Below are 22,998 nucleotides of genomic sequence, written 5' to 3' on the forward strand. Positions count from 1 at the left end.
GCGCGTCTTCTGGCGCGCCCCTTTTTCTTAATCAAAGGATCTGCCATGCGCCGCGGACGCTCGCTGCCTTACGTCTTTCTCGGCCCACCCTTGTTCATCCTGATCGTGCTCGCCCTCGTGCCGACGATCTACGCGATCAACATATCGCTTCAGAACCGGACCCTTTCGGCACCCGAGGCAGACTATGTCTGGTTCACCAATTATCTGGCTCTCTTTTCCGATGCCCGCTTCTTGAATGCACTCTGGGTGTCATTCAAATGGGAGATCATCAGCGTCACCGCGACCATGGTGACAGGGCTCGCTCTCGGTATTGCCATGTTCGAGGCGGCAAGCCCTAGGGCGCGCAACCTGCTTTGCGTGCTCTTCATCATTCCCGTTCTCCTGCCGCGTGTTTGTGCAGCCTTCGTCTGGAAGTTTGCCTTCCACCCGCTTTACGGCGCGCTGACATGGCCGGTGCGCGAGATCACCGGCGTCACGCCGGATATCCTGTCGACGCCGCTCGGTGCGCTTCTCGCCGTTGCCTTTGTCGATGTCTGGCAGTGGGGCCTGTTCTTTGCCGTGATCATCCTCAAGCTCCTGGAATCCCTGCCGCCGCAGCCTTTGGAAGCGGCGCGCATCGATCGGGCGACCCGTTTCGAGATCCATCGCTTCGTCACGCTACCCATGCTGAAAGCGCCATTGATCAGCCTGCTTCTCGTCAAGGCGATCGAGAGCCTGCGCTCCTTCGATCTCGTCTATGTGATGACCCGCGGCGGCCCCGGCATCTCCACGGAGACGCTCGACATGTATGCCTATTCGCAGGGCTTCATCGAAGCTGGCAAGATCTCCTACGCGTCCTCCATGGCGGTCATTATGATGGTGCTGACCATCGTCACCTTCACCTTTACCTGGAAGAGGCTGAACCGATGAAGTTCTCGACCCTTCTGCTCAGGCTGCTTCTGGTTCTGGCCGCATCGCTCGTCGTGCTGCCGCTCCTGTGGACCTTGCTCAACGCCTTCAAGACCAATGCCGACCTCCTGGTCTCGACGCCGAAGCTGTTCTTTCAGCCGGTGTGGGACAATATGGCTTACGTGCTGAACCGCCGATCAGTCGCCCGTGCTCTCGTCAATTCGCTGATCATCTGCTCGAGTGCGGTTGTGCTCGGCGCCGTGATCGGTGTTCCCGCCGCCTATGTCATCGCCCGCTTCAAGAACCGGATCACCGCCGAAGCGCAGTTCTTCGTCCTGTCGCTGCGCTTCCTGCCGCCGGTTGCGATTGCCATTCCCATGCTGGTCATCTGGCTTGGGCTCGATCTCTACGATACCCGCCTGTCGCTGATCGTGACCTATCTGATCGTGACGGCCTCGATCACCATCTGGCTGTCGGTGCCGGCGTTTGAACGGGTCAGCCTGCATGTGGAAGAGGCCGCCCGCGTCGATGGCCTGGGTCCTTACGCCACCTTCTTCCGGATCGCGCTTCCCATTGCGCGCTTCCAGGTCTTCGGCGCCATCGCCTTTTCATTCGTGCTCGTCTGGAATGAGTTCCTGCTCGCGATGATGCTCACGACCTCAAAGGCCAAGACCTTGCCGATCATTGCCTCGGAGATGTCGCAGCTCGGCATGAACGTGCCCTGGGGCATCTTGAACGCCGCCGTCGTCCTATTGTCCCTGCCACCCCTGATCCTGCTCGGGGTCCTGGCCGGTGGTCTCAATGCCGCATTTTCCAAGAAATCCGATCAAGGTTGATAATCCTATGAAAGCACTTGTCCTCGAGCGTGTCGGCGAACTCTCACTGCGCGACATCGATCTACCCCAGGAGATGGGCCCGGACGACGTCCGCATTCGCATCCACACCGTTGGTGTCTGCGGCAGCGACGTCCATTACTACACTCACGGCCGCATTGGTGATTTCATCGTCAACGAGCCCATGGTGCTCGGCCATGAGGCGGCTGGAACGGTCACAGAAGTCGGCACCAATGTCACCCATCTGAAACCCGGTGACCGTGTCTGCATGGAGCCGGGCATTCCCGACCCAAAATCACGCGCCTCGCGGCTTGGCCTCTACAATGTCGATCCGGCCGTGACGTTCTGGGCAACGCCCCCGGTGCATGGGGTGCTGACACCTGAGACGGTGCATCCGGCAAGCTTCACCTACAAGCTGCCGGACAACGTCTCCTTCGCGGAAGGCGCGATGGTCGAGCCCTTCGCGGTTGGCATGCAGGCCGCAGCCCGGGCGAAAATCACGCCGGGCGACACAGCCGTGGTGACCGGCTGCGGCACAATCGGCATCATGGTGGCGCTTGCGGCTCTTGCAGGTGGCTGCTCGCGCGTGCTCATTTCGGATCTCTCCGAAACCAAGCTGAAGCTTGCCGAAAGCTATGACGGCATCACCGGGGTCAACCTCAGGCAGGTGGACCTCGTCGAAACGGTCAACAAGGAAACGGACGGCTGGGGTGCGGATATCGTCTTTGAATGCTCGGGGGCGGCTGGCGCCATAAAAGACCTGTTCAAACTGGTTCGACCGGGCGGCACGGTGGTGCTTGTCGGCCTGCCGCCCGAACCCGTGGCCGTTGATCTTGCGGCCGCATGCTTTCGCGAATGCCGCATCGAGACCGTCTTCCGCTACGCCAATGTCTTCGACCGGGCGCTGGCCTTGATCGCCGCCGGCAAGGTTGATCTCAAGCCTCTGGTATCCGGCACCTACGGGTTCGAGCAGTCGATTGAAGCCTTTGAGCGCGCAGCAGAAGGTCGGCCAGAAGATGTGAAGTTGCAGATCATCGTGGACGGGGAGGGCAAGTGATGGCTACTGTCGAATGCCGGGCTATCCGCAAGGTCTATGGCGCGCTGGAAGTCATGCGCGACTTCGATCTGAAGATTGATGATCATGAATTCGTCGTCTTCCTCGGCCCATCCGGCTGCGGAAAGTCCACCATGCTGCGCATGATTGCCGGCCTCGAAGACATCTCCGGCGGTGATCTCTTCATCGGTGGCGAGCGGATGAATGACCGCGATCCGGGCGACCGCGGTATTGCCATGGTCTTCCAGAACTATGCGCTTTATCCCCACATGACCGTGCGTGAGAACATCACCTTTGGGCTCGAGCGGGCAGGCACGCCCAAGGCTGCCATCGAGGAGCGCTTGGCACCGGTGGTCGAGGCACTCGGTCTTGGCATTTACCTCACCCGCAAGCCGACGGAACTGTCGGGCGGCCAGCAACAGCGGGTGGCGATCGCGCGTGCCATGATCAAGACACCTGAGGTCTTTCTGTTCGACGAGCCTCTCTCCAATCTCGATGCGAAACTGCGCGGCAGCCTGCGCGTCGAGATTGCCAGGCTGCACCGCGATCTGAAGACGACCAGCATCTATGTCACCCATGATCAGCTTGAGGCGATGACGCTTGCCGACCGGATCGTCCTGATGAAGGACGGCAGGATCGAACAGATGGGAACGCCGGAAGAAATCTACCAGAAGCCGGCCACTGTGTTTGCGGCCGGTTTCATCGGCACGCCGAACATGAACTTCCTGACGCTCGACATGGCGGGCGAGGATCTCGTGGACAGCCATATCGCCCTGCCAACACCTTTTCCGATCAAGACGGGCCCGGTCACCGTCGGCATCAGACCCGGGGCACTTCGTCTGAGCACGGACCAGGGTGCGATCCGGGGTCGGATCGAGCGCAATGAGTTTCACGGCGAAACGCGGCTCTTGACGCTGCGAATGGGTCAGAACGAAATCTGCGTTTCCGTTCCAGCCTCGCTCCGCGTTGCCGAAGGGGAGTTGCTTGGCTTCGATGTGGCCCCTGAGGATCTGCATCTCTTCGATCCCAAGACCCAGAGCCGCCTCGGCTAGGGTAGGCGCGCACCCGGTGGCCGGCAAACGAGCAGAGCGGGAGAGGGCTGTCGCTTGCTCGTGCCCCACCCTTCGCCATTGTTCTGGTGAGCGACAGACGACGTCCATCTTAAGGCCGCGGTCAGCCAGTCATCAAAGAGGCCGGTGCAGAGGTCAAACTGGAAGCCTTCCCTTGCTCACGTCACAGCACCTGACGATTGCGGTCGGATCCGCCTTAATGTGACAGCAATGGACCAGTCACACTGGCATACATACCACTCGTGCGGAAATCGCTTGGATTGGTCCCGTAAACTCGGCGAAAGACCTTTGAAAAGTAGTTGGCATCGGAAAAACCGCAGAGCGCTGCCACCTCCTTGATCGGCATGTCGGCTGTCTTCGTCAGGAGCTTTGCCGCCCGGCGCAGGCGTTTGTGTAGCACGAACTCGGCCGGCGGCTGGCCTTCGCTTGCGGCAAAGATGCGCGAGAAATGCGCCCGGCTGAGGCCGGCAACATCTGCAAGGTCATCGACCGACAGCCGCTGATCGAGATGCGCCTCGATGTGGCTCAGCACATGCTGCAAGGCGCGATACTCCTGGCTGATGGTTGGGTGGGACCCGAAGACATCGTCGTAAAGCGTCATGGCGGCCTCATAGGCAATCGCAGAGGCGGCCCCCGGCGTCTTGCCGGCAACCACCAGCCGGTGGCAGCAGTGGGCGAGCTGGTCGATGGTCTCCTTCTCGAGCCGAAAGACGGGACCGGTAATGCCGAGGATCAGCCGATGGATGCGAAGCGCTTCTTCACCGTTCATCGAGATCCAGAAGAACTCCCAGTGATCGTCCTTGTCCAGCCAGTAGCGGTGGTTATGGGGGATGAGCAATAGCAGGGTTTCACCCGGCCTGACCTGCATCGTCCGGTTTTCGTAGCGCAGATTGCCGCGCCCGCTGATCGAGTGCTGTAGCACGGTGAAGGGAGCTGCGCCGCGCTTGCGGCCATCCCAGTCATAATCCGTGCCACGTCGTACTTCATAGCCGCTGCTGGTCGGCATCGCATGTAGGGTCATGCGTCCACGCGGCAGCGACACGCTTCTTGCCACAGGGCCCTGATCGATCAGATCTTGCAGCACAAAATTACCCATAAAAGCATAATCCTTCTCTGGCTCGCGGTTCGATTATACGCATAATCCGAATTCGAGGAGAAGCTTGCTGGCAGACCAAGAGGAAAAGCCCCAGCTAAATCGTTCTTATTTATGGATTTTGCGGTTGTGACCGTTGCCGTCGCCGTGTCTTGGACGACACGGCAGGATCGAGGTCGGCTGCCGCCAGGAGGGTGCAGGATATGAGTTTCAAAATCACTATCATCGGTGCAGGAAGCGTCGGCTTCACCAAAAAATTGTTCACCGACATTCTGTGTGTGCCGGAGTTTCGCAATATCGAGGTCGCCCTGACGGATGTCAGCGAGCACAATCTCGGCATGATCCGCGAGATCCTCGAGACCGTCGTCGAAGCCAACAATCTGCCGACCAAAGTCACCGCAACCACGGATCGCCGACGGGCACTCGAGGGCGCTCGATATGTCATCAGCTGCGTTCGTGTGGGTGGTCTGGAAGCCTATGCAGACGACATCGCCATACCGCTCAAATACGGGATCGACCAATGCGTGGGTGACACCATCTGTGCCGGCGGCATTCTCTATGGTCAACGCAATATCCCGGTGATCCTTGATTTCTGCAAGGACATCCGCGAGGTCTGCGCCCCGGACGTGAAGTTCCTCAATTACGCCAACCCGATGGCGATGAACACCTGGGCCGCCATCGAATATGGCAAGGTCGATACGATCGGACTTTGCCACGGCGTGCAGCACGGCGCCGAACAGATCGCGGAAGTTCTGGGGGCAAATTCGGTCGATGAGCTCGACTATATCTGCTCCGGCATCAACCATCAGACTTGGTTCGTTGATCTACGGCTCAATGGCCGGAAGATCGGCAAGGACGAATTGGTTGCCGCCTTCGAGGCTCACCCGGTCTATTCCCAACAGGAAAAGCTTCGCATCGACGTCTTGAAGCGGTTCGGGGTGTATTCGACCGAGAGCAATGGCCACCTGTCGGAGTATCTGCCGTGGTACCGGAAGCGTCCGGAGGAAATCAGCCGCTGGATCGACATGTCAGACTGGATTCATGGCGAAACGGGCGGCTATCTGCGCCATTCGACCGAGACCCGCAACTGGTTCGAGACAGAATTCCCGCATTTCCTGGAGACAGCCGCAAAGCCGATCGATCCGGCGCGTCGTTCGAACGAACATGCAAGCCACATCCTGGAGGCGCTCGAAACAGGGCGCGTCTATCGTGGACACTTCAACGTCAAGAACAACGGCGTGATTTCCAATCTTCCGGCGGATGCGATCATCGAGTCGCCCGGCTTCGTTGATCGCTTCGGCATCAACATGGTCTCAGGCATCACGATCCCGGAAGCCTGTGCCGCAACCTGCATGGCTTCAATCAATGTACAGCGCATGTCGGTTCATGCCGCGGTGACCGGCGACATCGATCTTCTGAAGCTCGCGGTACTGCATGATCCGCTCGTCGGTGCAGTCGCAACGCCGGAAGAGGTTTGGCAGATGGTCGACGAGATGGTGGTCGCGCAGGCTCGCTGGCTTCCACAATACGCTGATGCAGTTCCTGCCGCCCGCGAGCGATTGAAGACATCGGCGGTCAAGACACGCGAATGGGCGGGTGCTGCCCGCCGCGACGTGCGCTCCATCGAGGAATTGAGAGCCGAGAAGGCAGGCATGAAGAAGGCCGGTTGATACCACTGAATGAGGTGGCGGCGGAGTGGGAGTTCCGTCGTCGCTTTCGTCATCATCGAGGAACAGCACGCGCCATGCGCGCGGCCAGAGGGAGGAATGAGACGATGCCATATACCCGCCGATTGACCAGTATCACGCTATTGAGCATGGGCGTGTCTGCACTCGCGCTCAGCGCAAATGCATTCGAGACGACGACACCGCCGGTGCCGCCGGAATTTCCGGCCGAAGCCAAGGTTACCTATGTGCCGCGCGATTCCATCCTGGAATTCAAGGCGCTGGACAGCTACAGCCAGCCCGACTGGGTGGCCAAGTTCGAAGAGGCCGGCAAATTGCCGCCACTGAAAGAACGCCTGCCTGAAGAACCGCTGGTCTACAAGACCGGCAACATGCCGGATGGCATTGGTGTCTATGGCGACACTCTTCGCCATGTGGTTGGCGGGCGGCCGGAGGGCTGGAATTACATCGCCGGCCAGAGCCAGGGCTGGGGCGGCATTGATATCGCGCTTTCAGAATGCCTGACGCGCACCGCGCCGCTCTTCCAGGTCGAGGCAGATGAGACCGAACCACTCCCCAATCTCGCCAAGAGCTGGGAATGGTCAGAGGATGGTCACAAGCTGACCATGCATCTGGTCAAGGGCGCCAAGTGGTCGGATGGCGAAGCCTTCAACGCCGATGACGTCATGTTCTACTGGGAAGATGCCGTTCTTGACCCCCAGGTCTCGCCGCTTGGCGGCGGCGCGTCACCTGAAGCCTTCGGCGAGGGCACGACGCTCGCCAAGATCGATGATTACACGGTCGAATGGACCTTCAAGACGGCCTTTCCCAAGCAGTATCTCTATTCGATGGCCTATCCGAATTTCTGCCCGGGCCCGTCCCACATGCTGAAACCGGTACATCCGAAATATTCCGACAACACCTATAACCAGTTCAAGAATGCCTTCCCGCCGGAATACATGAACATGCCGGTCATGGGAGCCTGGGTGCCGGTTGAATATCGTCCTGATGACATCATCGTGCTGCGTCGCAATCCTTTCTACTGGAAGGTCGACGAGGAAGGGCATCAGCTGCCCTATATCAACGAGCTGCACTACAAGCTTTCGACATGGGCCGATCGCGATGTGCAGGCCGTGGCCGGATCTGGCGATCTTTCCAATCTCGAGCAGCCGGAGAACTTCGTCGCATCCCTGAAGCGCGCTGCCGATCCAGACGCACCGGCGCGTCTTGCCTTCGGGCCACGCCTGATCGGCTACAACCTGCTCATGAACTTCTCCGGTAATGGCTGGGGCAATCCGGACGAACGCGAGCAAGCGGTGCGTGAGCTCAATCGCAACCACAAATTCCGCCAGGCGGTGACCTCGGCACTCGATCGCAAGGCGATCGGCGACAGTCTGGTAAAGGGCCCCTTTACGGCGATCTATCCAGGCGGACTTTCGTCGGGCACGAGCTTTTACGATCGCGCTTCCACCGTCTATTACCCATTTGACCTAGAGGCCGCGAAGGCGGCTTTGAAAGAGATTGGCCTCGAAGACACCGACAATGACGGCTTCGTCAATTTCCCAGCCGGCACTGCTGGCGGAAAGAATGTCGAGATCGTTGTTCTGGTCAACAACGGCTACACCACGGACAAGAGCCTTGCCGAAGGTCTGGTCGGGCAGATGGCGAAGCTCGGCATTCGCCTGGTGATCAATGCGCTTGATTCCAACCAGCGCGATTCAGCGCATTATTCGGGCCGCTTCGACTGGGCTGTGCGCCGCAACTCGACCGAATTGTCCTCCGTTGTACAGAATACGGAGCAATTGGCACCGGTTGGTCCGCGCACCAGCTGGAACCACCGTGCGCCGGAGGGCAAGGAGCTCGACATCATGCCCTTCGAGAAGGAGATGGCAGAGGTCGTCAATCGCTTCATCGGCTCCCAGGACAATGCCGAGAAGGCAGCGCTGATGAAGGACTACCAGAAGCTCTATACCGAGAACCTCTATACGATCGGTCTCACAGAGTATCCGGGCGCCCTGATCATCAACAAGCGGTTCTCCAATGTGCCGGCCGGAACCCCGATCTACATGTTCAACTGGGCGGAAGATTCCATCATTCGCGAGCGCATGTATGTCTCGGCTGACAAGCAGGGCAATTATGAACTCTTTTCCGAACAGCTGCCCGGAAAGCCGGGTGATGGTGGTCCGATCAACTAGGTTTCCTCCCAAAAGAACCATACCGGCCGCGCGGGCAGCGCGGCCGGACCGAACGACCAGACGGCCAAAGGCTTGCGTCCTTCGCAACGGAGTGAGTATGAGATGGTGAGGTTCCTCCTGACACGCATCGCGTCTGCCGTGCCAGTGCTTCTGATCTTGAGCATTGTCACATTCGCGATCATCCAGGCACCACCGGGCGATTATGCCGACTATATCCGCTCGCAGCTGATGAATCAGGGGGGCGCCTCGTTCGAGCAGGCGGAAGCCCAGGCCCAGGCCTACCGCGTGGAGCACGGTCTCGATCAGCCGATGGTGGTTCAGTATTTCAACTGGATCGGCGGCATCGTGACGAGGGGTGATTTCGGCTACAGCTTCTACTACAACAAGCCGGTTGCCGATGTTGTTGCAGAACGCCTGCCGCGCACGCTTGCACTTGCGCTCGTCTGCCACATTCTCGCGTCGCTCCTCGGCATCGGCTTCGGCATCTGGGCTGCAACGCGCCAGTATTCCTGGATCGACAATCTCCTGTCGGCAATTTCATTCCTCGGCATGACCATACCGCGCTTCCTGATGGCGCTGGTGCTCGTCTACCTCATGGTGTTCCACTACAACGTATCGGAGATCGGCAGCTTTTTCTCACCGCAATATGGTGGCGCGCCATGGTCCTGGGGCAAGTTCGTCGATCTCGTCAGCCATGTCTGGCCTGTCGTTGCCATCGCCGTCTTCGGGGGGTTGGCTTACAACATGCGCGTGATGCGGGGAAACCTGCTCGACACGCTGAACGCCCAGTATATCGAGACGGCCCGAGCCAAGGGGCTCGGTGAGGGCGCGGTCATCATGCGCCATGCCGTTCCCAATGCTGTCCATCCGCTTGTCATGTATCAGGGCGTGGTCCTGCCTTACATGCTGAGCGGCGAGATCGAGACTGCGATCATCTTTTCGCTGCCGACGGTTGGACCGGCCATCGTCGGCTCGATGGCCGTGGGTGACGTCTATGTCACCGCCACCTTCATGATGGTGCTCGCAGCAACCTTGATCATCGGCAACATCATTGCCGACATCCTGTTGGCGATGCTCGACCCGCGTGTTCGTGAATTGGGGAGGGCTTGAGATGTTGACGCTGAACGAAACAGATACCGATGCCATCGCCGCTGCACACAATGAGCGAGGCCACAGAAACGAAAGCTATGCCGCCCTGGTCTGGCGCCGCTTTCGCCGTTCCTTCACGGGTATGATCGGCTTCATCCTGGTGATCCTTCTGGTGCTGATGGCGATCTTTGCGGAGTTCCTGTCGCCGCTTGGGCCGCGCGAAACCTACCAGAGCTTTTCTCCGCCGCAGACGATCAGCTTCAGCGATCAGGATGGCAATTACTCGATCTTTCCACGCGTCTACGGCATGGCGGAGACGGATGAGCTTGACCCGATCACGTTCCAGCCCATCGTCGGCCCTGACTATGCCAATCCGCATTACCTCGGTTTCTTTGTGCGCGGCAGCGAATACCGGCTCTTTGGTCTCATCCCCATGGAGCGCCGCTTCTTCGCCACTACGGACGGCACGCCGGTGCATTTCTTAGGCACCGATAAATTCGGGCGAGACGTGCTTTCGAGAGCCATTCACGGCTCGCGCATTTCGCTTGCCATTGCGCTTTCGGTGGTCTTCATCATCACCGTGGTCGGGACCAGTGTCGGCCTTGTCTCCGGCTATTACGGTGGCACCGCCGACGCCTGGATCCAGCGTTTCGTCGAAGTGGTGCTCGCCTTTCCGCAGCTGCCACTCTACCTGGCTTTGACCTCGCTCATTCCGGTCACCGCACCGACCCATATATTCTTAGGCTTCGTCGTCGTGGTCATGTCCGCGCTTGGTTGGGCACAGATGTCACGCGAAGTACGTGGCAAGACGCTTGCTCTTGCCCGTATCGAATATGTCCGGGCCGCCATGGCCGTGGGTGCCACCGATACGCGGATCATTTTCCAGCATATCCTGCCGAATGTCATGAGCCATGTGATTGTAGCCGTCACGTTGCATATCCCGACGGTCGTGCTTCTGGAATCCTTCCTCGGCTTCCTCGGCTTTGCCGTGAAGCCACCTCTCATCTCCTGGGGTCTGATGCTGCAGGATACCGCCACCTATTCGGTGATCGGATCCTATCCCTGGATCCTGGCACCCGTCGGCTTTGTGTTTGTGACCGTCTTTGCCTTCAATGCGCTGGGCGACGGTCTGCGCGATGCCGTCGACCCTTATTGAGGAGCCGATCATGGCTGCACCACTCAACAATGCCTATGCACCACCGGTCCGCTTCGACCATGAGGGCCGCGACAAAGCCCCGATCATCGACGCCCGCAATATCGGTGTCACCTTCAAGGTCGAGCACGGGACCGTCGAGGCTGTGAAGGATATCTCGTTTCAGCTCTATCGCGGAGAGACCATCGCGATCGTCGGGGAATCCGGTTCGGGAAAATCCGTCACGGCCCGCACCGTGATGGGCCTCTTGTCCAAGCGGGCCAAGGTTGCGCCTGCCGCAAGTGTGAATTTCAACGGCGACAATATTCTCAAGTTTTCTCCAGGCGCGCGCAGGGCTCTTCGCGGCAACCGCATCTCGATGATCTTTCAAGAGCCGATGAGTTCGCTCAATCCGCTCTATACCATCGGCAGCCAGATCGTGGAGGCGATCCGGGTTCACTCCAAGATCTCGAAATCAAAGGCCGAGGCGCGGGCGCTCGAGCTCTTGAAACAGGTGCAGATCCCCGAACCCGAGGCGCGGCTGAAGCAATATCCGCACCAGCTTTCAGGCGGGCAGCGCCAGCGTGTCATGATCGCCATGGCGCTTTCCAATGATCCGGACGTGCTGATCGCGGATGAGCCGACAACGGCACTCGATGTGACGGTGCAGGCACAAATCCTCAACCTGATACGCGCGCTCCAACAGGAGCGGGGCATGGCTGTGGTGCTGATCACCCATGACCTGACCATCGTTCGCAAATTCTCCGATTACGTCTACGTGATGCAATATGGCGAGATGCGGGAGCACAATACGACGGCTGAAATCTTTGCCAATCCACGCCATCCCTACACGCGAAAGCTCCTGGCGTCCGAGCCGCAGGGCAAGGCTGCACCGCTGCCCGAAGGCGCCGGGACGATTTTGACGGCCAAGGGTGTGCGGGTCAGTTTCATGATGCGGCATGGCGGGTTGTTCAAACCGGACCTGCGCGAACTTGTGGCGGTCGATGGACTGGGCCTCACGCTCCGCCGCCACGAAACCCTTGGCATCGTCGGTGAATCCGGATCTGGAAAGACCACGTTCGGACAGGCTTTGCTGCGACTGAACCAGCCGCTCGCCGGAGACATCCAGTTCGACGGAGAACGGATTGACGGACGCTCGCGCGCACGGATGCGGCCGCTGCGGTCACGCATGCAGATCGTGTTTCAGGACCCTTTTGCGTCTCTCAATCCGCGCATGACGGTTGGCCAGATCATCGAGGAGGGCCTCGTCGTCAACGGCATTGGCCATTCCCGCGCCGACCGCCTCGCGCGTGTGCAGGACGCACTTTCTGCCTCAGGCATGCCGATGAATATCCTGTCGCGTTTTCCACACGAGTTTTCTGGTGGCCAGCGTCAACGCATTGCGATCGCCCGCGCCGTGGCGCTGGAACCGGAATTCATCCTGCTCGATGAGCCGACATCGGCTCTCGATCTGTCGGTCCAGGCGCAGATCATCGAACTTTTGCGCAAGCTGCAGGATGAACGAGGGCTCAGTTATCTCTTCATTTCCCACGACCTGAAGGTGGTGCGCGCGCTGTGCCACCGCGTGATCGTCATGCAGAGCGGACAGATCGTGGAGGAAGGCAAGGTCGAGGACGTGCTGACCTCCCCACGAACCGACTACACCAAGCGGCTTGTGCGGGCCGCGTTCGACATCGCCTGATTGCCCATTTCGGAGAAACCACATGGCAAAACATCCCAAGATCACCTTTATCGGTGCCGGTTCAACCGTATTCATGAAAAACATCATCGGTGACGTGTTGCAGCGTCCGGCCCTTGCCGATGCGAGTATCGCGCTGATGGACATCAATCCGCAGAGGCTCGAGGAAAGCGCGATCGTCGTCAACAAGCTGATCGCCTCGCTCGGCGTCTCTGCAAGGGCAAAGACCTACACCGATCAGCGCCAAGCTCTAGAAGATGCCGACTTCGTCGTCGTTGCCTTCCAGATTGGTGGCTATGAGCCCTGCACCGTTACTGATTTTGAGGTACCCAAGAAATACGGCCTTCGCCATACAATTGCCGATACCCTGGGTGTTGGCGGCATCATGCGCGGCCTGCGCACTGTCCCGCATCTGTGGAAGATCTGCGAGGATATGTTGTCTGTCTGCCCGAACGCCATCCTGCTGCAATATGTGAACCCGATGGCGATCAACACCTGGGCGATTGCGGAGAAGTATCCAAGCATTCGACAGGTCGGACTTTGCCACTCCGTCCAGGGGACCGCAATGGAACTCGCCGAGGATCTGGAGATCCCTTACGAGGAGATCCGCTACCGCTCCGCCGGCATCAATCACATGGCCTTCTTCCTCGAATTCGAGCATCGGCAGAAGGATGGCAGCTACCGCAATCTCTATCCAGATCTCATCCGGGCCTACCGGGAGGGCAGGGCGCCCAAGCCGGGCTGGAACCCCCGTTGCCCCAACAAGGTGCGCTACGAGATGCTGACGCGGCTTGGCTATTTTGTCACCGAGAGCTCGGAGCACTTTGCTGAATACACGCCTTACTTCATCAAGGAAGGCCGTGAGGACCTGATCGAGAAGTTCGGCATTCCGCTGGATGAATATCCGAAACGCTGCATCGAGCAGATCGAACGGTGGCAAGGCCAGGCGGAAGCCTATCGGTTGGCCGACAAGATCGAGGTCAAGCAGTCGAAGGAATATGCGTCATCCATCATCAACTCGGTCTGGACCGGCGAGCCCTCGGTGATCTACGGGAACCTCCGCAACAACGGCTGCATCACGTCTCTGCCGGCCAATTGTGCCGCTGAAGTGCCGTGCCTGGTCGATCACAACGGCATCCAGCCCACCTATGTTGGTGATCTTCCTCCACAGCTGACGGCTTTGATGCGCACCAATATCAATGTCCAGGAACTGACGGTCCAGGCACTGATGACGGAAAACCGAGAGCACATCTTCCACGCCGCGATGATGGATCCGCATACGGCCGCCGAACTCGATCTCGACCAGATCTGGTCGCTGACCGAGGACCTTTTGACAGCGCACAGCCCCTGGCTTCCCGAATGGACGCAGGGAAGCGCTTACCGACGGGCAAAGGCAAGCTGATCAATCAGATCGATCGAGCCATTCGCCGCAGCGCCGGAGTTGCGGCGGGTTCTTGGTAGGGTCTGCACCGTCTAGAGGCTCCGGATAATTCTCGCCTTCAACCAACCCGGAGCGCCTTATCCCTTGGTCTGCGGTAGCATCAAGGGTATAATCCTCTGCGTTTGGTCACGTCAGCCTTCAGCACCGTAAAACTTAGTCTAGTCGATTGACCCGGCGTCCCGATTTTCCAGATGCTGCACCGAATGACGACGCGATCTTCATCATGAATGCCTTGCTAAATCGGCCGAGAACATTCTGATCCGGCTCGATGTACCAGGATCGTTCTGCAACGTCGTAGTTATACTCATCGACTATCACCCAGCAGCGCTTCAAGTCGCTCAATCCGGCTCGACGCGCTTCTGTTTCAGGAACTTCGATCGCGGCGCGATCTGGCTGCGGAGGCTGGGTCGTGACCGCAAGCAGCGCAAGATGCGTGAGACCGTCTGTCGCCCCGCGGACCGCAACGACCACGCAGGTCGGGCGCGACTTGCGGCCTTCCGTCTCTCCACGCTCGTTCTGCCAGGCCCAGAGATATGGGTAAGCAATGACTTGACCGGGAAGAAAATCACGACTCATCGCCATAGCCTTCGCCACGCGACAGCCGATCGATCTCCGCCTCAAACAGGTCTATATGTTGCTTTGGCATTTCAGCTGTTTGATGAGCAGTGCGGGTATCGCCGCCGGTGCGTAAACGCTCATAATGATCGTAGCTCATCAGGACAAAGCGCGGTTTCCTGTGCTTAGTTAGGACCACCGGCTCACGGCTGGCAGCGTCGGTGACGTCGCCCACTTGTTTGTTAAGATCACCTGTCGTGAACTGGCGCATAGCTAAGACTCCGATTGGTGACTTCCATATTATCCATATTTTCTGGATTCGCAAGAAATTCGCCAGTCGTCGCGTCGAATGGGTGTCATCTCCCTTTGAGGTGATACGACCGGGAGATCAAGCATCTCACTCAATATCTGTCATAACGATTCTGGAGCTTGAGCGCGTGATACTCTCCGTTCAGAGACGTGATATTGACTAGGGCGCTCGCTTACGGACCTGGATAGATAGCCGAGTTTGCCCGGAGTTCGCCCAGCGCATCATTGCCACCGATGGAGCAGTTGCGACGCGATGTGCGCACTTGCATGTTCCGGATCGCCGAAATGAAGCTGATGCCCTCATCGCGGCCACTGCAGTCGTGCACGGGCTCGTGGTCGTTACACGCAACATTAAAGACTTCCAGGGAACCGGCGTTGTCCTCGTGGACCCGTGGCGCGCCTGAGGAACCGCAAGCCGAGTGCCTGAAAATTGTCTCTGCGAACTCGGCAGGACAACGCCGTCGTGTCCCTGAGCAGCTGAAGGTCGCGACTAGCCCTAGAGGCGTCCGGTCACCGACCGCGTTCGGTATAGGGCCTCTCGAAATCGGCAATCCGGTCGGCGGGAAAGTATCAACCCTTCACAAGAACTGTGAGTAGCGGAGGATCGCTCCGTCCTTCATCGAAGCTTCGTGGAACTTCAGCATTACCCCGCCTTGGCCGACATCCATTAGGTCACCCGCGACTCGACGCCGCCGCGCATTCCCCTTCAACGCAATGGGCGCTCTTTACCGGGCTGCACCTTGTGCGGTTCACTAACTCTGCACGACCTTCGCCCGAATGGGGCAGCTACGTCTCATAATGAGCCAGGCTTTTTCGAACCGAAAACCCCTTCGCTCGACTTAGCTTTCAACACGTCGACGCCGGCCATCGACTGCGGCCATCGCCGCACCGCCGAGAACAAGTGGAAGCGCGCTCAGGAAGGCGTGGGACAAAGGCACATCGAACAAGAGCAGGTCGGCGAGTATCGGCCACGTGATTGCAAGATACTCGAAAGGCGCGAGCAACGAAGCCTCAGCGTGCCGGAACGCCAATGTCATGGCGATATGCGCAAAACCTCCGAACAGCCCCGCAAGAACAAGCATGATGAGCTGATACATGTCCGGCGCCATCCAGCCAAAAGGAATGGATGCAATGCCGCCGAGCATGGAGGCGATGACGAAGTAGAAGGCGATGGCGCCCGGATTCTCTGTCCGGCTGAGGCTGCGCACCATGATTAGCGCAAAGGCAGTAAGCACACCCATCAGCAGTCCAAAGACATAGCCCCATATCCGATCGCCGCTGAAATCCGTACTGCCCATTTCAGGCCAGACCAGGATGAGAACGCCTGCGAGCCCTAAAACGACACCGCCGACGCGCCAGACCGTCACCCGTTCCGACAACAGGAGAACGCCCGCGATGCTGGTGAATGTCGGCGACAGGTAGCTGAGCAGCGTTGCTTCCGCGAGGGGCAGTCTCGCAATTGAAGCGAATGACGCAAACATCGCGGCGGCACCCAGGCTTGAGCGAAGAAGATGTCCCAAAGGTCGCCTTGTCGAGAGACCATGCGGGAACTCACCGCGGATCCAGAGAAAGATCACAAGCGGGATCAGTGCAAATGCAGAGCGAAAGAAGACGATTTCTCCGACGGGTACCTCGGTCGATATCGCCTTTATGCAGATTGACATGCCGGCAAAGAGACAACCGGACAAGATCCGCAAGGCAATGCCAAAAGGAGGATTCTCAGAAACTGCGCTCACTCTTTATCCTTCGCGTCGATGGTTGCTGTGCCCAAACTGGAATCGGGGCGTTGGTATCAGCATCAAAGGGTGCAGGAGGTGGATAGGAGCGGTAACGAGAGAGTGCGACAACGAAAAACGCGCATCCACAAGCAAGGCGCCAACCAAACGTGTTCGGAGGGTGATCGTGCCGATATCGAGCCAATCTCTGCCCTGATCCGGTTGAGTTGGTCCCAGAACATCATGCTGGGCTCAAGGGTGACAATTGTCCGGCCCGTTTCACGCCGACAGTCTAAAGCGACTTCGCAGCATTGCGCGACAGGAAGTTGGTGAACCAGCCGGCAGCGACCCCGACAAGCACACCGAGCGCCTTGACCACGGCATCTTGAAACTGAGGGTGTCGCGTCTTGGAGGCGAACTGAACCAGCTCGATCACGAACGCGGCGAAGAAAAGCACGACGGTGATGGAAAGGACCCGGCGCGGATAGGCGATGACAAACAACGCCGACATCCCGAGAAAAGCGAGCGCACGATCGAGATTGTTCGAGGTGATGGTGGGTGGTCTCGCCTCAATCGGTACCACCGTGACGAAGACGATGAGGGCCAACCCCGTCCAGGCGGCAAAACGAACGATTCTGCGAATGGTCATCAATCCATGATAGCAACAAGGGTGCCGGCCGCAAGGAAAGGGAACAGGCGGCGATGAAAGCCACCCAGACAGTACGGCTATGGATAAGGCTGACCTACGCTCGGACGGCATTCGGGCTCGATCACCCTCTGCCGATGCCGGGCAGTATTGCGCATCCGGCGTGGCCCCGCTCGAGGCGCAACGACCAGCTTGATTTGTAGATCGAATCTGCCCCTGGCCGCCTCAACCCGACGGCCTACGATCGATCCATCGAAGTAGACACGACCGACATCGACCTGAGATCGCGCCGATGCTCGGCCATCGGGATCATCTCACGCACCCTGTCGACCACTGTCCGGTCGAGCACAGCATTGATGACGCCGATCTCCCGATCCGCCGTTGCAATCACACGTCCCCAGGGATCGACCACCGTGGAATGCCCGAACATCACCCGCTCCTCACCATTGGGAGCACGGTAACTGCCACACTGGCCACAAGCCACGAAGTAACACTGAAATTCGATCGCCCTGGCTCGGCACAAGACCTCCCAGTGATCTTTACCCGTCTGCTGCGTGAAGGCGGCTGGGAGGATGATCAGATCGACATCCAACCCTGCCAGCTGATCAAACAGCCGAGAAAAGCGCAGATCATAACAGATCGCACAACCGACCCTGAACCCACCTATCGCATAGACAAGCAGCCCATCTCCCGCTGCGACCACGGCTGACTCAGCATAGACTTTGCCGTCTGGTGCCGTGATGTCGAAGAGATGGATCTTGCGATAGCGGCCAATCTCCGTCCCTGACGCATCAAAGACCACAGAAGTGTTGAAAATCGTGCTCGCATCCGAACGACGCTCCAACAGGCTGCCGGCATGAATGGCGACACCGGCCTCGCGGGCAAAGGTCCGAACCATTTCATAGGCCTCACCGCCGGGCGCCAGATCAGCAGCCTGCCGCTTCTCCTCCGGCGTCCCACCGGTCCAGTCGAAATGCTCCGGCAAGACCAGGAGATCGGGCTTTGCCCCAGCACAGGCGTCGCGCATCAAACGCAGAGCCTGGGCGAGATTGGCCGATCGATCCGGCTGCGAGTTCATCTGGATGAGTGCGATGTTCATGCAACTGGCTCACTTTCAAAATCAAAGATGGAAAGGCCGTCGGCCAGATGAGCCCGCAAACGTAGCGAACGCTTCTGGCGCTCGATGGCGAAGCGGGCGAGTGCCTCCATGCGTTGCCGCTCGGCGACGAAGACCCCTTCGTGATCGGCGAGCACGGCATAGCCTGGAAGCACGGCGGCGGCCCCGCAGGCGATTGGCACGTTGATCGAGCCGCCGATTGCGATCTTGCGATTGGTGGTGCGCGACGAGCGACCACGGCACCAGACAGGCAGGCCCACCGATACGATCTCCTCGAGATCGGTTGCCGGCCCGTCGATGATGATGGCTGCGGCCCCACGCGCTTTCGCAGCAAGGGCAACGCCACCACCGACACAGGCGATATCGTCCCGGTCGACCCGAGAGATGACCAGGATGTCGCCGGGTTGTACAAGGTCGATGGCTTTGTAGATCACAGCGCCGTCTCGGCCGGGTGCAGCAACGGTGAGCGCCTGGCCTGACACGCGCGCAGGCATGAGCGGCACTATGGCATCACCGACGAAGCCGAGATGTTCGACATGTCCGATCGTGGCCGTCTCGGTCTGCGAGAGCAGGTCAATGAGCGCCTTCGACAAAGGAGGCTGGTTGGGTTCCACCTGGTAGTCTGTCAGCATCGTCATCTCCTGCTCTCGCATTTCCCCGCTACCCGGATTGGGCAACTCAGACTTGCCCACTCACACTTGCCCACTCAGACCGGGCGCTCGCCCGAGGTGGTTGTGCGATGCATGATCCGGATCGTATTGGGGTCGAAGCCATCACGCCGATGCATGGTGCAGCGATTGTCCCACATCATGATGTCGCCTTCCTCCCAGGTCTGGACGAAGATGTCGCCTTGGCCGGTGGTGTGCGCCCAAAGCTCCTCGAGCAAGCTGAAGCTCTCGTCCTGCGGCATGCCGACGATCCAGGCGCCCTCGATCGTGCCCCCGAGATAAAGCGCCTTGCGTCCGGTCTCGCCATGGGTGCGGACCAGCGGATGCACCACCCCATCCCATTCCCGAAAATCCTTGCTGGTCGGCTCCTGCTTGTTGAGGCGGAGCTTGCCGGTCTTGTCATAGACATTCTGGAAGAAGATCTGCCGGCCCGTGATGGCCATCTTCAGCGCCTCTGGCAGGCTCTCATAGGCGAGATAGGTGGACAGGAAGTAGGTGTCTCCACCTGAAGGCGGGACCTGGATAGCCCTCAGGATCGCCCCTGCCGGCGGACGCTCGTAGAACCAGGTGTCGGTATGCCAGGTGGCCTCGCTATTGCCGAGTGCACCGCTCGGCTTGCCGTCCTTCATCTGGTTCGAGATGACGAGGATCTCGGGGTGGGTCGGATGCCCGCCCTCCTGCAACTGCTTGGGATGGATGACGAAGTCCCCGAAATGCCGGGAAAAACGCACCTGATCGGCGTCGGAGATGTGCGTGCGCTTGAATCGCAGCACACCATATTCGAGCCAAAGCCTGCGCAGCTCCGCGATGTCCCGGTCATCATAATTCTGAAAATCAAATCCCTCGACTTCGGCGCAGACATTGGTGGAGTTTTGCGTCGCGTGGATCTTTTCCTTGAGCATCATGGTCCTGTCTCCTTGAGATGCGGTGAGGAGGCCCTCAACCGATACGGCAATCAGCCGTTGTCAAACCCTAGGCCGGAGCTTGCCCGGCGCTCCAATAGTGATCGGCCACGATTGATTGGCGCGGCCGATCATTTGCAATTTCAATGGGAAAGCAGCTGCACATCCTCAGGCGCCACCACCATGTGCAGCACTGCGCCAAGCTCGGGCAGATCGTCGGCCTGAGAGGAAGTCAGAACATGCGCGACAGAAAGCCCGGGCGCCAGTTCGACCGTAAGCTCCAGCTGGGCGCCGAGATCGACAATTCGTCGCAAGCGCCCCGAAAGCCGGTTTACGGAAGCGGAGAGCGCGTCGGCCTCTGTCATCAGATGGAGATTTTCGGGACGAATACAGATGAAGCCGGTCTCAGGCGTCACCTTCTTCTTCGCCGAAATCAACGTCAGCCCACTGTGATCGAGCATCACCTCGGTTCCGTGCAGGGACGCCTTCCAGGAGGAAAAGGGGATCAGGTTCGACCGCCCAATGAAATCCGCGACGAAACGGGACTTCGGATTGCGATAAATCTCGCCCGGTCTGCCTTCTTGCGCGATTTCTCCGCCCCACATCACGACAATTCGGTCGGACATGGCCATGGCCTCTTCCTGGTCATGGGTGACATAGACGAAGGTCATGCCCAGTGCGGCCTGGATCTCTTTCAATTCGATGCGCATGGCTTCGCGAAGCTTCAGGTCGAGATTGGACAAAGGCTCATCGAGAAGAAGAACAGAGGGACGTGGTGCAATCGCCCGGGCAAGAGCTACGCGCTGCTGCTGGCCTCCGGAGAGCTCGCGGGGATAGCGCTCGGCATAACCTAAGAGATGCACGCTTTCCAAAGCCTCGGCGATGCGGCCCGCCACCTCTATCTTTGGCACCTTGCGCATCTTGAGACCGAAACCAACATTTTCGGCCACGGTCATATGCGGGAAAAGCGCATAATTCTGGAAGACGAGGCCGATATTGCGGTGCTCGGGCGAGACGCGCACCTGGCTCTTGCCGCGGATCCTGATGTCCCCGGAAGACGGCGACGCAAAGCCAGCGATCATGTTGAGGGTCGTGGTCTTGCCGCAGCCGGATGGGCCCAGAATGCTGACGAATTCCCCCCGCGGGACAGAAAGGCTGAGATCCCGGACAACAGGTACGGCGCCGTAGGATTTCGTGACGGATTGCAGTTCGATGTCGAGAGCAGTCATTTGCTTCCCCCATGCAGTTGGGCGGAAAAGCCGCCGATTTTCTCAAAAATGAAGATGGCCGCCAGGATGAAGATCATCGAGGCGACATTGACGGCCGCCATGACCGGATCGAGGCTGTATTCCAGGTGATTGATCACCTTGATCGGCAGCGTGGTGTCTCCCGGCCGGACCAGGAAGACGGACAGTGGAATGTTGTTGAAGGAAATGATGAAGGCGAAGGTGACGCCCGACAAAAGCCCCGGCTTGATCAGAGGCAGCAGGATAAAGCGCAACCGATCAAAGCGACCTGCGCCTAAGATCTGGGCCGCCTGATCGAGCCCCCGGTCGAAATTGGCGATCGATCCGGCCACCATGCGGGTGACGAAGGGCAATGTCAGGACCACATGAGCGGCAATCAGGGCTTCCGTCCCGAGAAACTGCTGCAGCCCAAGCTGCGAGATGAACAGGACAACCGCCACACCCTTGACGATCTGCGGTACCGAAAGCGGAGACAGGAGGAAGGACATGACGACATCGCTCTTCGGGAAGCGCTCGAAAACGATGGCGTAGGCCGCCATAAGTCCCGCCAATCCACTGATCGCACTGACGATGACGGCAATCTTGACGCTCAGCCAGAAAGGTTCAAGCCAACGTGGATGGAGGAGATCCCCATACCAGCGAAACGTCCAGGCGCGCGGATCGAGTGTCACCTCGGAGGTCGGGCTGAACGAGGCAGCAAGAACAACGATGATCGGCAAGGTGATGAAGACAAGCACCGCCACAAGCGCGACCCAAAACAGGAAACTGGAAACCCGGTTCATGACGTCACTCCTCCCCGGCCACTCAGCCTGATGCGTCGACGTGCCTCAAAGCGGATCCCGAGATAGGACACCCCGAGCATCATCAGGAAAAGTACGTTGGCCATGACGGCCGCAAACGGCCAGTTGACATAAAACAGCACCTGCTCGGCGATCATCGTCGCGATGACCTTGAAGCCTGCACCGCCCAGCAGGGCAGGGGTGGCATAGGCACTGGCTGCCATGGTGAAGGCGATCAAAAGTGAACTGATGATGCCGGGTAAGGAAAGCGGCAGCACGACATGGCGCATGACGCTTGCACGCGAAGCACCCAGCACTTGCGCTGCCCGTTCCAGATTGGGATCGATGCCCTGAATGCTGGTCATCAGGGACAGGATGCCGAAGGGCAGGACCACATGGGTGAGGCCGACGACGACCGCGAACATGTTCTTCGACAAGGGCAGGGGAGAGGCAATCAGCCCAAGATGCAAAAGCGCGTCATTGATGAAGCCGCGATCTTCCAGAATGATCAGCCAGCCATAGGTGCGAAGAACGACACCCGCAAGCTCGGGTGCCAGCGCCAAGGCGAAGACCAGCGCACGCGTCCGCCCCCTGGCCCGCGCCAGATAATAGGCAACGGGATAGCCAAGCACCGTGACGCAGACCGCCACGCACAGCGACATACTCACTGTCCGAAGAATGCCAGGAAGCGACAGCCCATCGGTCAAGAAGCGCTGATAGCTCGCCAGTGACGGCAGACCGGATACCGGATCGGTAAAACTGAGCCCGATCATCATGCCCATGGGAAGCGCAAAGAAGATCAGCAGCATGAAAACAGAAGGGGAGAGCGCAAGATAGATATGCGCTGGCCCGACTGCCGGCGAATGCCTCGCCGGCAGGACAAGAGAAACAGTGTTGGCCAT

21 protein-coding genes and 1 pseudogene are annotated in these 22,998 nt (G+C 59.1%); 11 read left to right on the top strand and 11 right to left on the bottom strand.

Going from position 1 to position 22,998, the window contains the following annotated elements; genetic code table 11:
• Nucleotides 1-45: 45 nt before the first annotated feature.
• From QWE_RS00290 to QWE_RS00305, 4 genes are read left to right on the top strand one after another with little or no spacing between them, the layout of a single operon-like run.
• Entirely contained in the window at nt 46-909 is an 864-nt protein-coding gene (locus QWE_RS00290) for a carbohydrate ABC transporter permease (RefSeq protein WP_006724049.1), read from the top strand.
• On the top strand, nt 906-1,724 hold the full coding sequence (locus QWE_RS00295; RefSeq protein ID WP_006724050.1) for a carbohydrate ABC transporter permease: 819 nt from the start codon (nt 906-908) through the stop codon (nt 1,722-1,724). Before QWE_RS00290 ends, QWE_RS00295 begins: the two co-directional genes overlap by 4 nt.
• A gap of 7 nt (nt 1,725-1,731) precedes the next feature.
• A complete protein-coding gene (locus QWE_RS00300) occupies nt 1,732-2,778 on the top strand; it encodes an NAD(P)-dependent alcohol dehydrogenase (RefSeq protein WP_006724051.1) in 1,047 nt (348 codons plus the stop codon).
• Entirely contained in the window at nt 2,778-3,827 is a 1,050-nt protein-coding gene (locus QWE_RS00305; RefSeq protein WP_006724052.1) for an ABC transporter ATP-binding protein, read from the top strand. The genes QWE_RS00300 and QWE_RS00305 overlap by 1 nt, the downstream gene beginning before the upstream one ends.
• A 214-nt stretch (nt 3,828-4,041) precedes the next feature.
• On the opposite strand, the gene QWE_RS00310 is transcribed toward QWE_RS00305, so the two are convergent.
• Nucleotides 4,042-4,941: an AraC family transcriptional regulator gene (locus QWE_RS00310; protein ID WP_006724053.1), complete on the bottom strand. Its 900-nt coding sequence runs from the start codon at nt 4,939-4,941 to the stop codon at nt 4,042-4,044.
• A 200-nt stretch (nt 4,942-5,141) separates the two neighbouring features.
• Between QWE_RS00310 and melA (QWE_RS00315) the strand changes: the two genes are divergently transcribed.
• From melA (QWE_RS00315) to melA (QWE_RS00340), 6 genes are all read left to right on the top strand, one after another.
• On the top strand, nt 5,142-6,608 hold the full coding sequence (gene melA / locus QWE_RS00315; RefSeq protein ID WP_006724054.1) for an alpha-glucosidase/alpha-galactosidase: 1,467 nt from the start codon (nt 5,142-5,144) through the stop codon (nt 6,606-6,608).
• A gap of 104 nt (nt 6,609-6,712) precedes the next feature.
• Entirely contained in the window at nt 6,713-8,797 is a 2,085-nt protein-coding gene (locus QWE_RS00320) for an ABC transporter substrate-binding protein (protein WP_006724056.1), read from the top strand.
• 102 nt (nt 8,798-8,899) lie between these two features.
• Nucleotides 8,900-9,907, top strand: coding sequence for an ABC transporter permease (locus tag QWE_RS00325; protein WP_006724057.1), 1,008 nt, complete (start codon nt 8,900-8,902; stop codon nt 9,905-9,907).
• Between the two features lies 1 nt (nt 9,908).
• Nucleotides 9,909-11,042 carry an ABC transporter permease gene (locus QWE_RS00330; RefSeq protein ID WP_006724058.1) on the top strand — a complete coding sequence of 378 codons (1,134 nt, stop codon included), beginning with the start codon at nt 9,909-9,911 and terminating at the stop codon, nt 11,040-11,042.
• 10 nt (nt 11,043-11,052) lie between these two features.
• Nucleotides 11,053-12,720: an ABC transporter ATP-binding protein gene (locus QWE_RS00335; RefSeq protein WP_006724059.1), complete on the top strand. Its 1,668-nt coding sequence runs from the start codon at nt 11,053-11,055 to the stop codon at nt 12,718-12,720.
• Nucleotides 12,721-12,742: 22 nt separating this feature from the next.
• Nucleotides 12,743-14,119: an alpha-glucosidase/alpha-galactosidase gene (melA, locus tag QWE_RS00340; protein WP_006724060.1), complete on the top strand. Its 1,377-nt coding sequence runs from the start codon at nt 12,743-12,745 to the stop codon at nt 14,117-14,119.
• A gap of 192 nt (nt 14,120-14,311) precedes the next feature.
• Here melA (QWE_RS00340) and QWE_RS00345 read toward each other — a convergent pair whose 3' ends face one another.
• Together QWE_RS00345 and QWE_RS00350 are read right to left on the bottom strand one after the other, a co-directional pair.
• Complete coding sequence (locus tag QWE_RS00345) at nt 14,312-14,734, bottom strand: hypothetical protein (RefSeq protein ID WP_006724061.1); 423 nt, start codon at nt 14,732-14,734, stop codon at nt 14,312-14,314.
• A complete protein-coding gene (locus tag QWE_RS00350) occupies nt 14,724-14,984 on the bottom strand; it encodes a type II toxin-antitoxin system prevent-host-death family antitoxin (protein ID WP_006724062.1) in 261 nt (86 codons plus the stop codon). The genes QWE_RS00345 and QWE_RS00350 overlap by 11 nt, the downstream gene beginning before the upstream one ends.
• A gap of 13 nt (nt 14,985-14,997) precedes the next feature.
• Between QWE_RS00350 and QWE_RS25655 the strand changes: the two are divergent.
• Nucleotides 14,998-15,426, top strand: a pseudogene (locus tag QWE_RS25655) (PIN domain-containing protein).
• 435 nt (nt 15,427-15,861) lie between these two features.
• On the opposite strand, the gene QWE_RS00355 reads toward QWE_RS25655, so the two are convergent.
• From QWE_RS00355 to QWE_RS00390, 8 genes are all read right to left on the bottom strand, one after another.
• Nucleotides 15,862-16,758 (bottom strand): DMT family transporter, encoded by an 897-nt coding sequence (locus QWE_RS00355; RefSeq protein WP_006724063.1) that lies wholly within the window; start codon nt 16,756-16,758, stop codon nt 15,862-15,864.
• 271 nt (nt 16,759-17,029) lie between these two features.
• Nucleotides 17,030-17,386, bottom strand: a complete 357-nt coding sequence (locus QWE_RS00360) for a VanZ family protein (RefSeq protein ID WP_006724064.1) — start codon at nt 17,384-17,386, stop codon at nt 17,030-17,032.
• Nucleotides 17,387-17,621: 235 nt separating this feature from the next.
• A complete protein-coding gene (locus QWE_RS00365; RefSeq protein WP_006724065.1) occupies nt 17,622-18,482 on the bottom strand; it encodes a carbon-nitrogen hydrolase family protein in 861 nt (286 codons plus the stop codon).
• A complete protein-coding gene (locus QWE_RS00370; RefSeq protein ID WP_006724066.1) occupies nt 18,479-19,132 on the bottom strand; it encodes an RraA family protein in 654 nt (217 codons plus the stop codon). Before QWE_RS00370 ends, QWE_RS00365 begins: the two co-directional genes overlap by 4 nt.
• Before the next feature lie 74 nt (nt 19,133-19,206).
• Nucleotides 19,207-20,073 (bottom strand): TauD/TfdA dioxygenase family protein, encoded by an 867-nt coding sequence (locus QWE_RS00375; RefSeq protein WP_006724067.1) that lies wholly within the window; start codon nt 20,071-20,073, stop codon nt 19,207-19,209.
• 140 nt (nt 20,074-20,213) lie between these two features.
• Nucleotides 20,214-21,299 carry an ABC transporter ATP-binding protein gene (locus QWE_RS00380; RefSeq protein WP_006724068.1) on the bottom strand — a complete coding sequence of 362 codons (1,086 nt, stop codon included), beginning with the start codon at nt 21,297-21,299 and terminating at the stop codon, nt 20,214-20,216.
• The gene (locus tag QWE_RS00385) at nt 21,296-22,099 is read right to left on the bottom strand and encodes an ABC transporter permease (protein ID WP_006724069.1); all 804 of its coding nucleotides are present in this window, start codon (nt 22,097-22,099) and stop codon (nt 21,296-21,298) included. The genes QWE_RS00380 and QWE_RS00385 overlap by 4 nt, the downstream gene beginning before the upstream one ends.
• Nucleotides 22,096-22,998, bottom strand: a complete 903-nt coding sequence (locus QWE_RS00390; RefSeq protein ID WP_006724070.1) for an ABC transporter permease — start codon at nt 22,996-22,998, stop codon at nt 22,096-22,098. The genes QWE_RS00385 and QWE_RS00390 overlap by 4 nt, the downstream gene beginning before the upstream one ends.

The organism is Agrobacterium albertimagni AOL15 (assembly GCF_000300855.1).
Taxonomy (GTDB): domain Bacteria; phylum Pseudomonadota; class Alphaproteobacteria; order Rhizobiales; family Rhizobiaceae; genus Allorhizobium; species Allorhizobium albertimagni.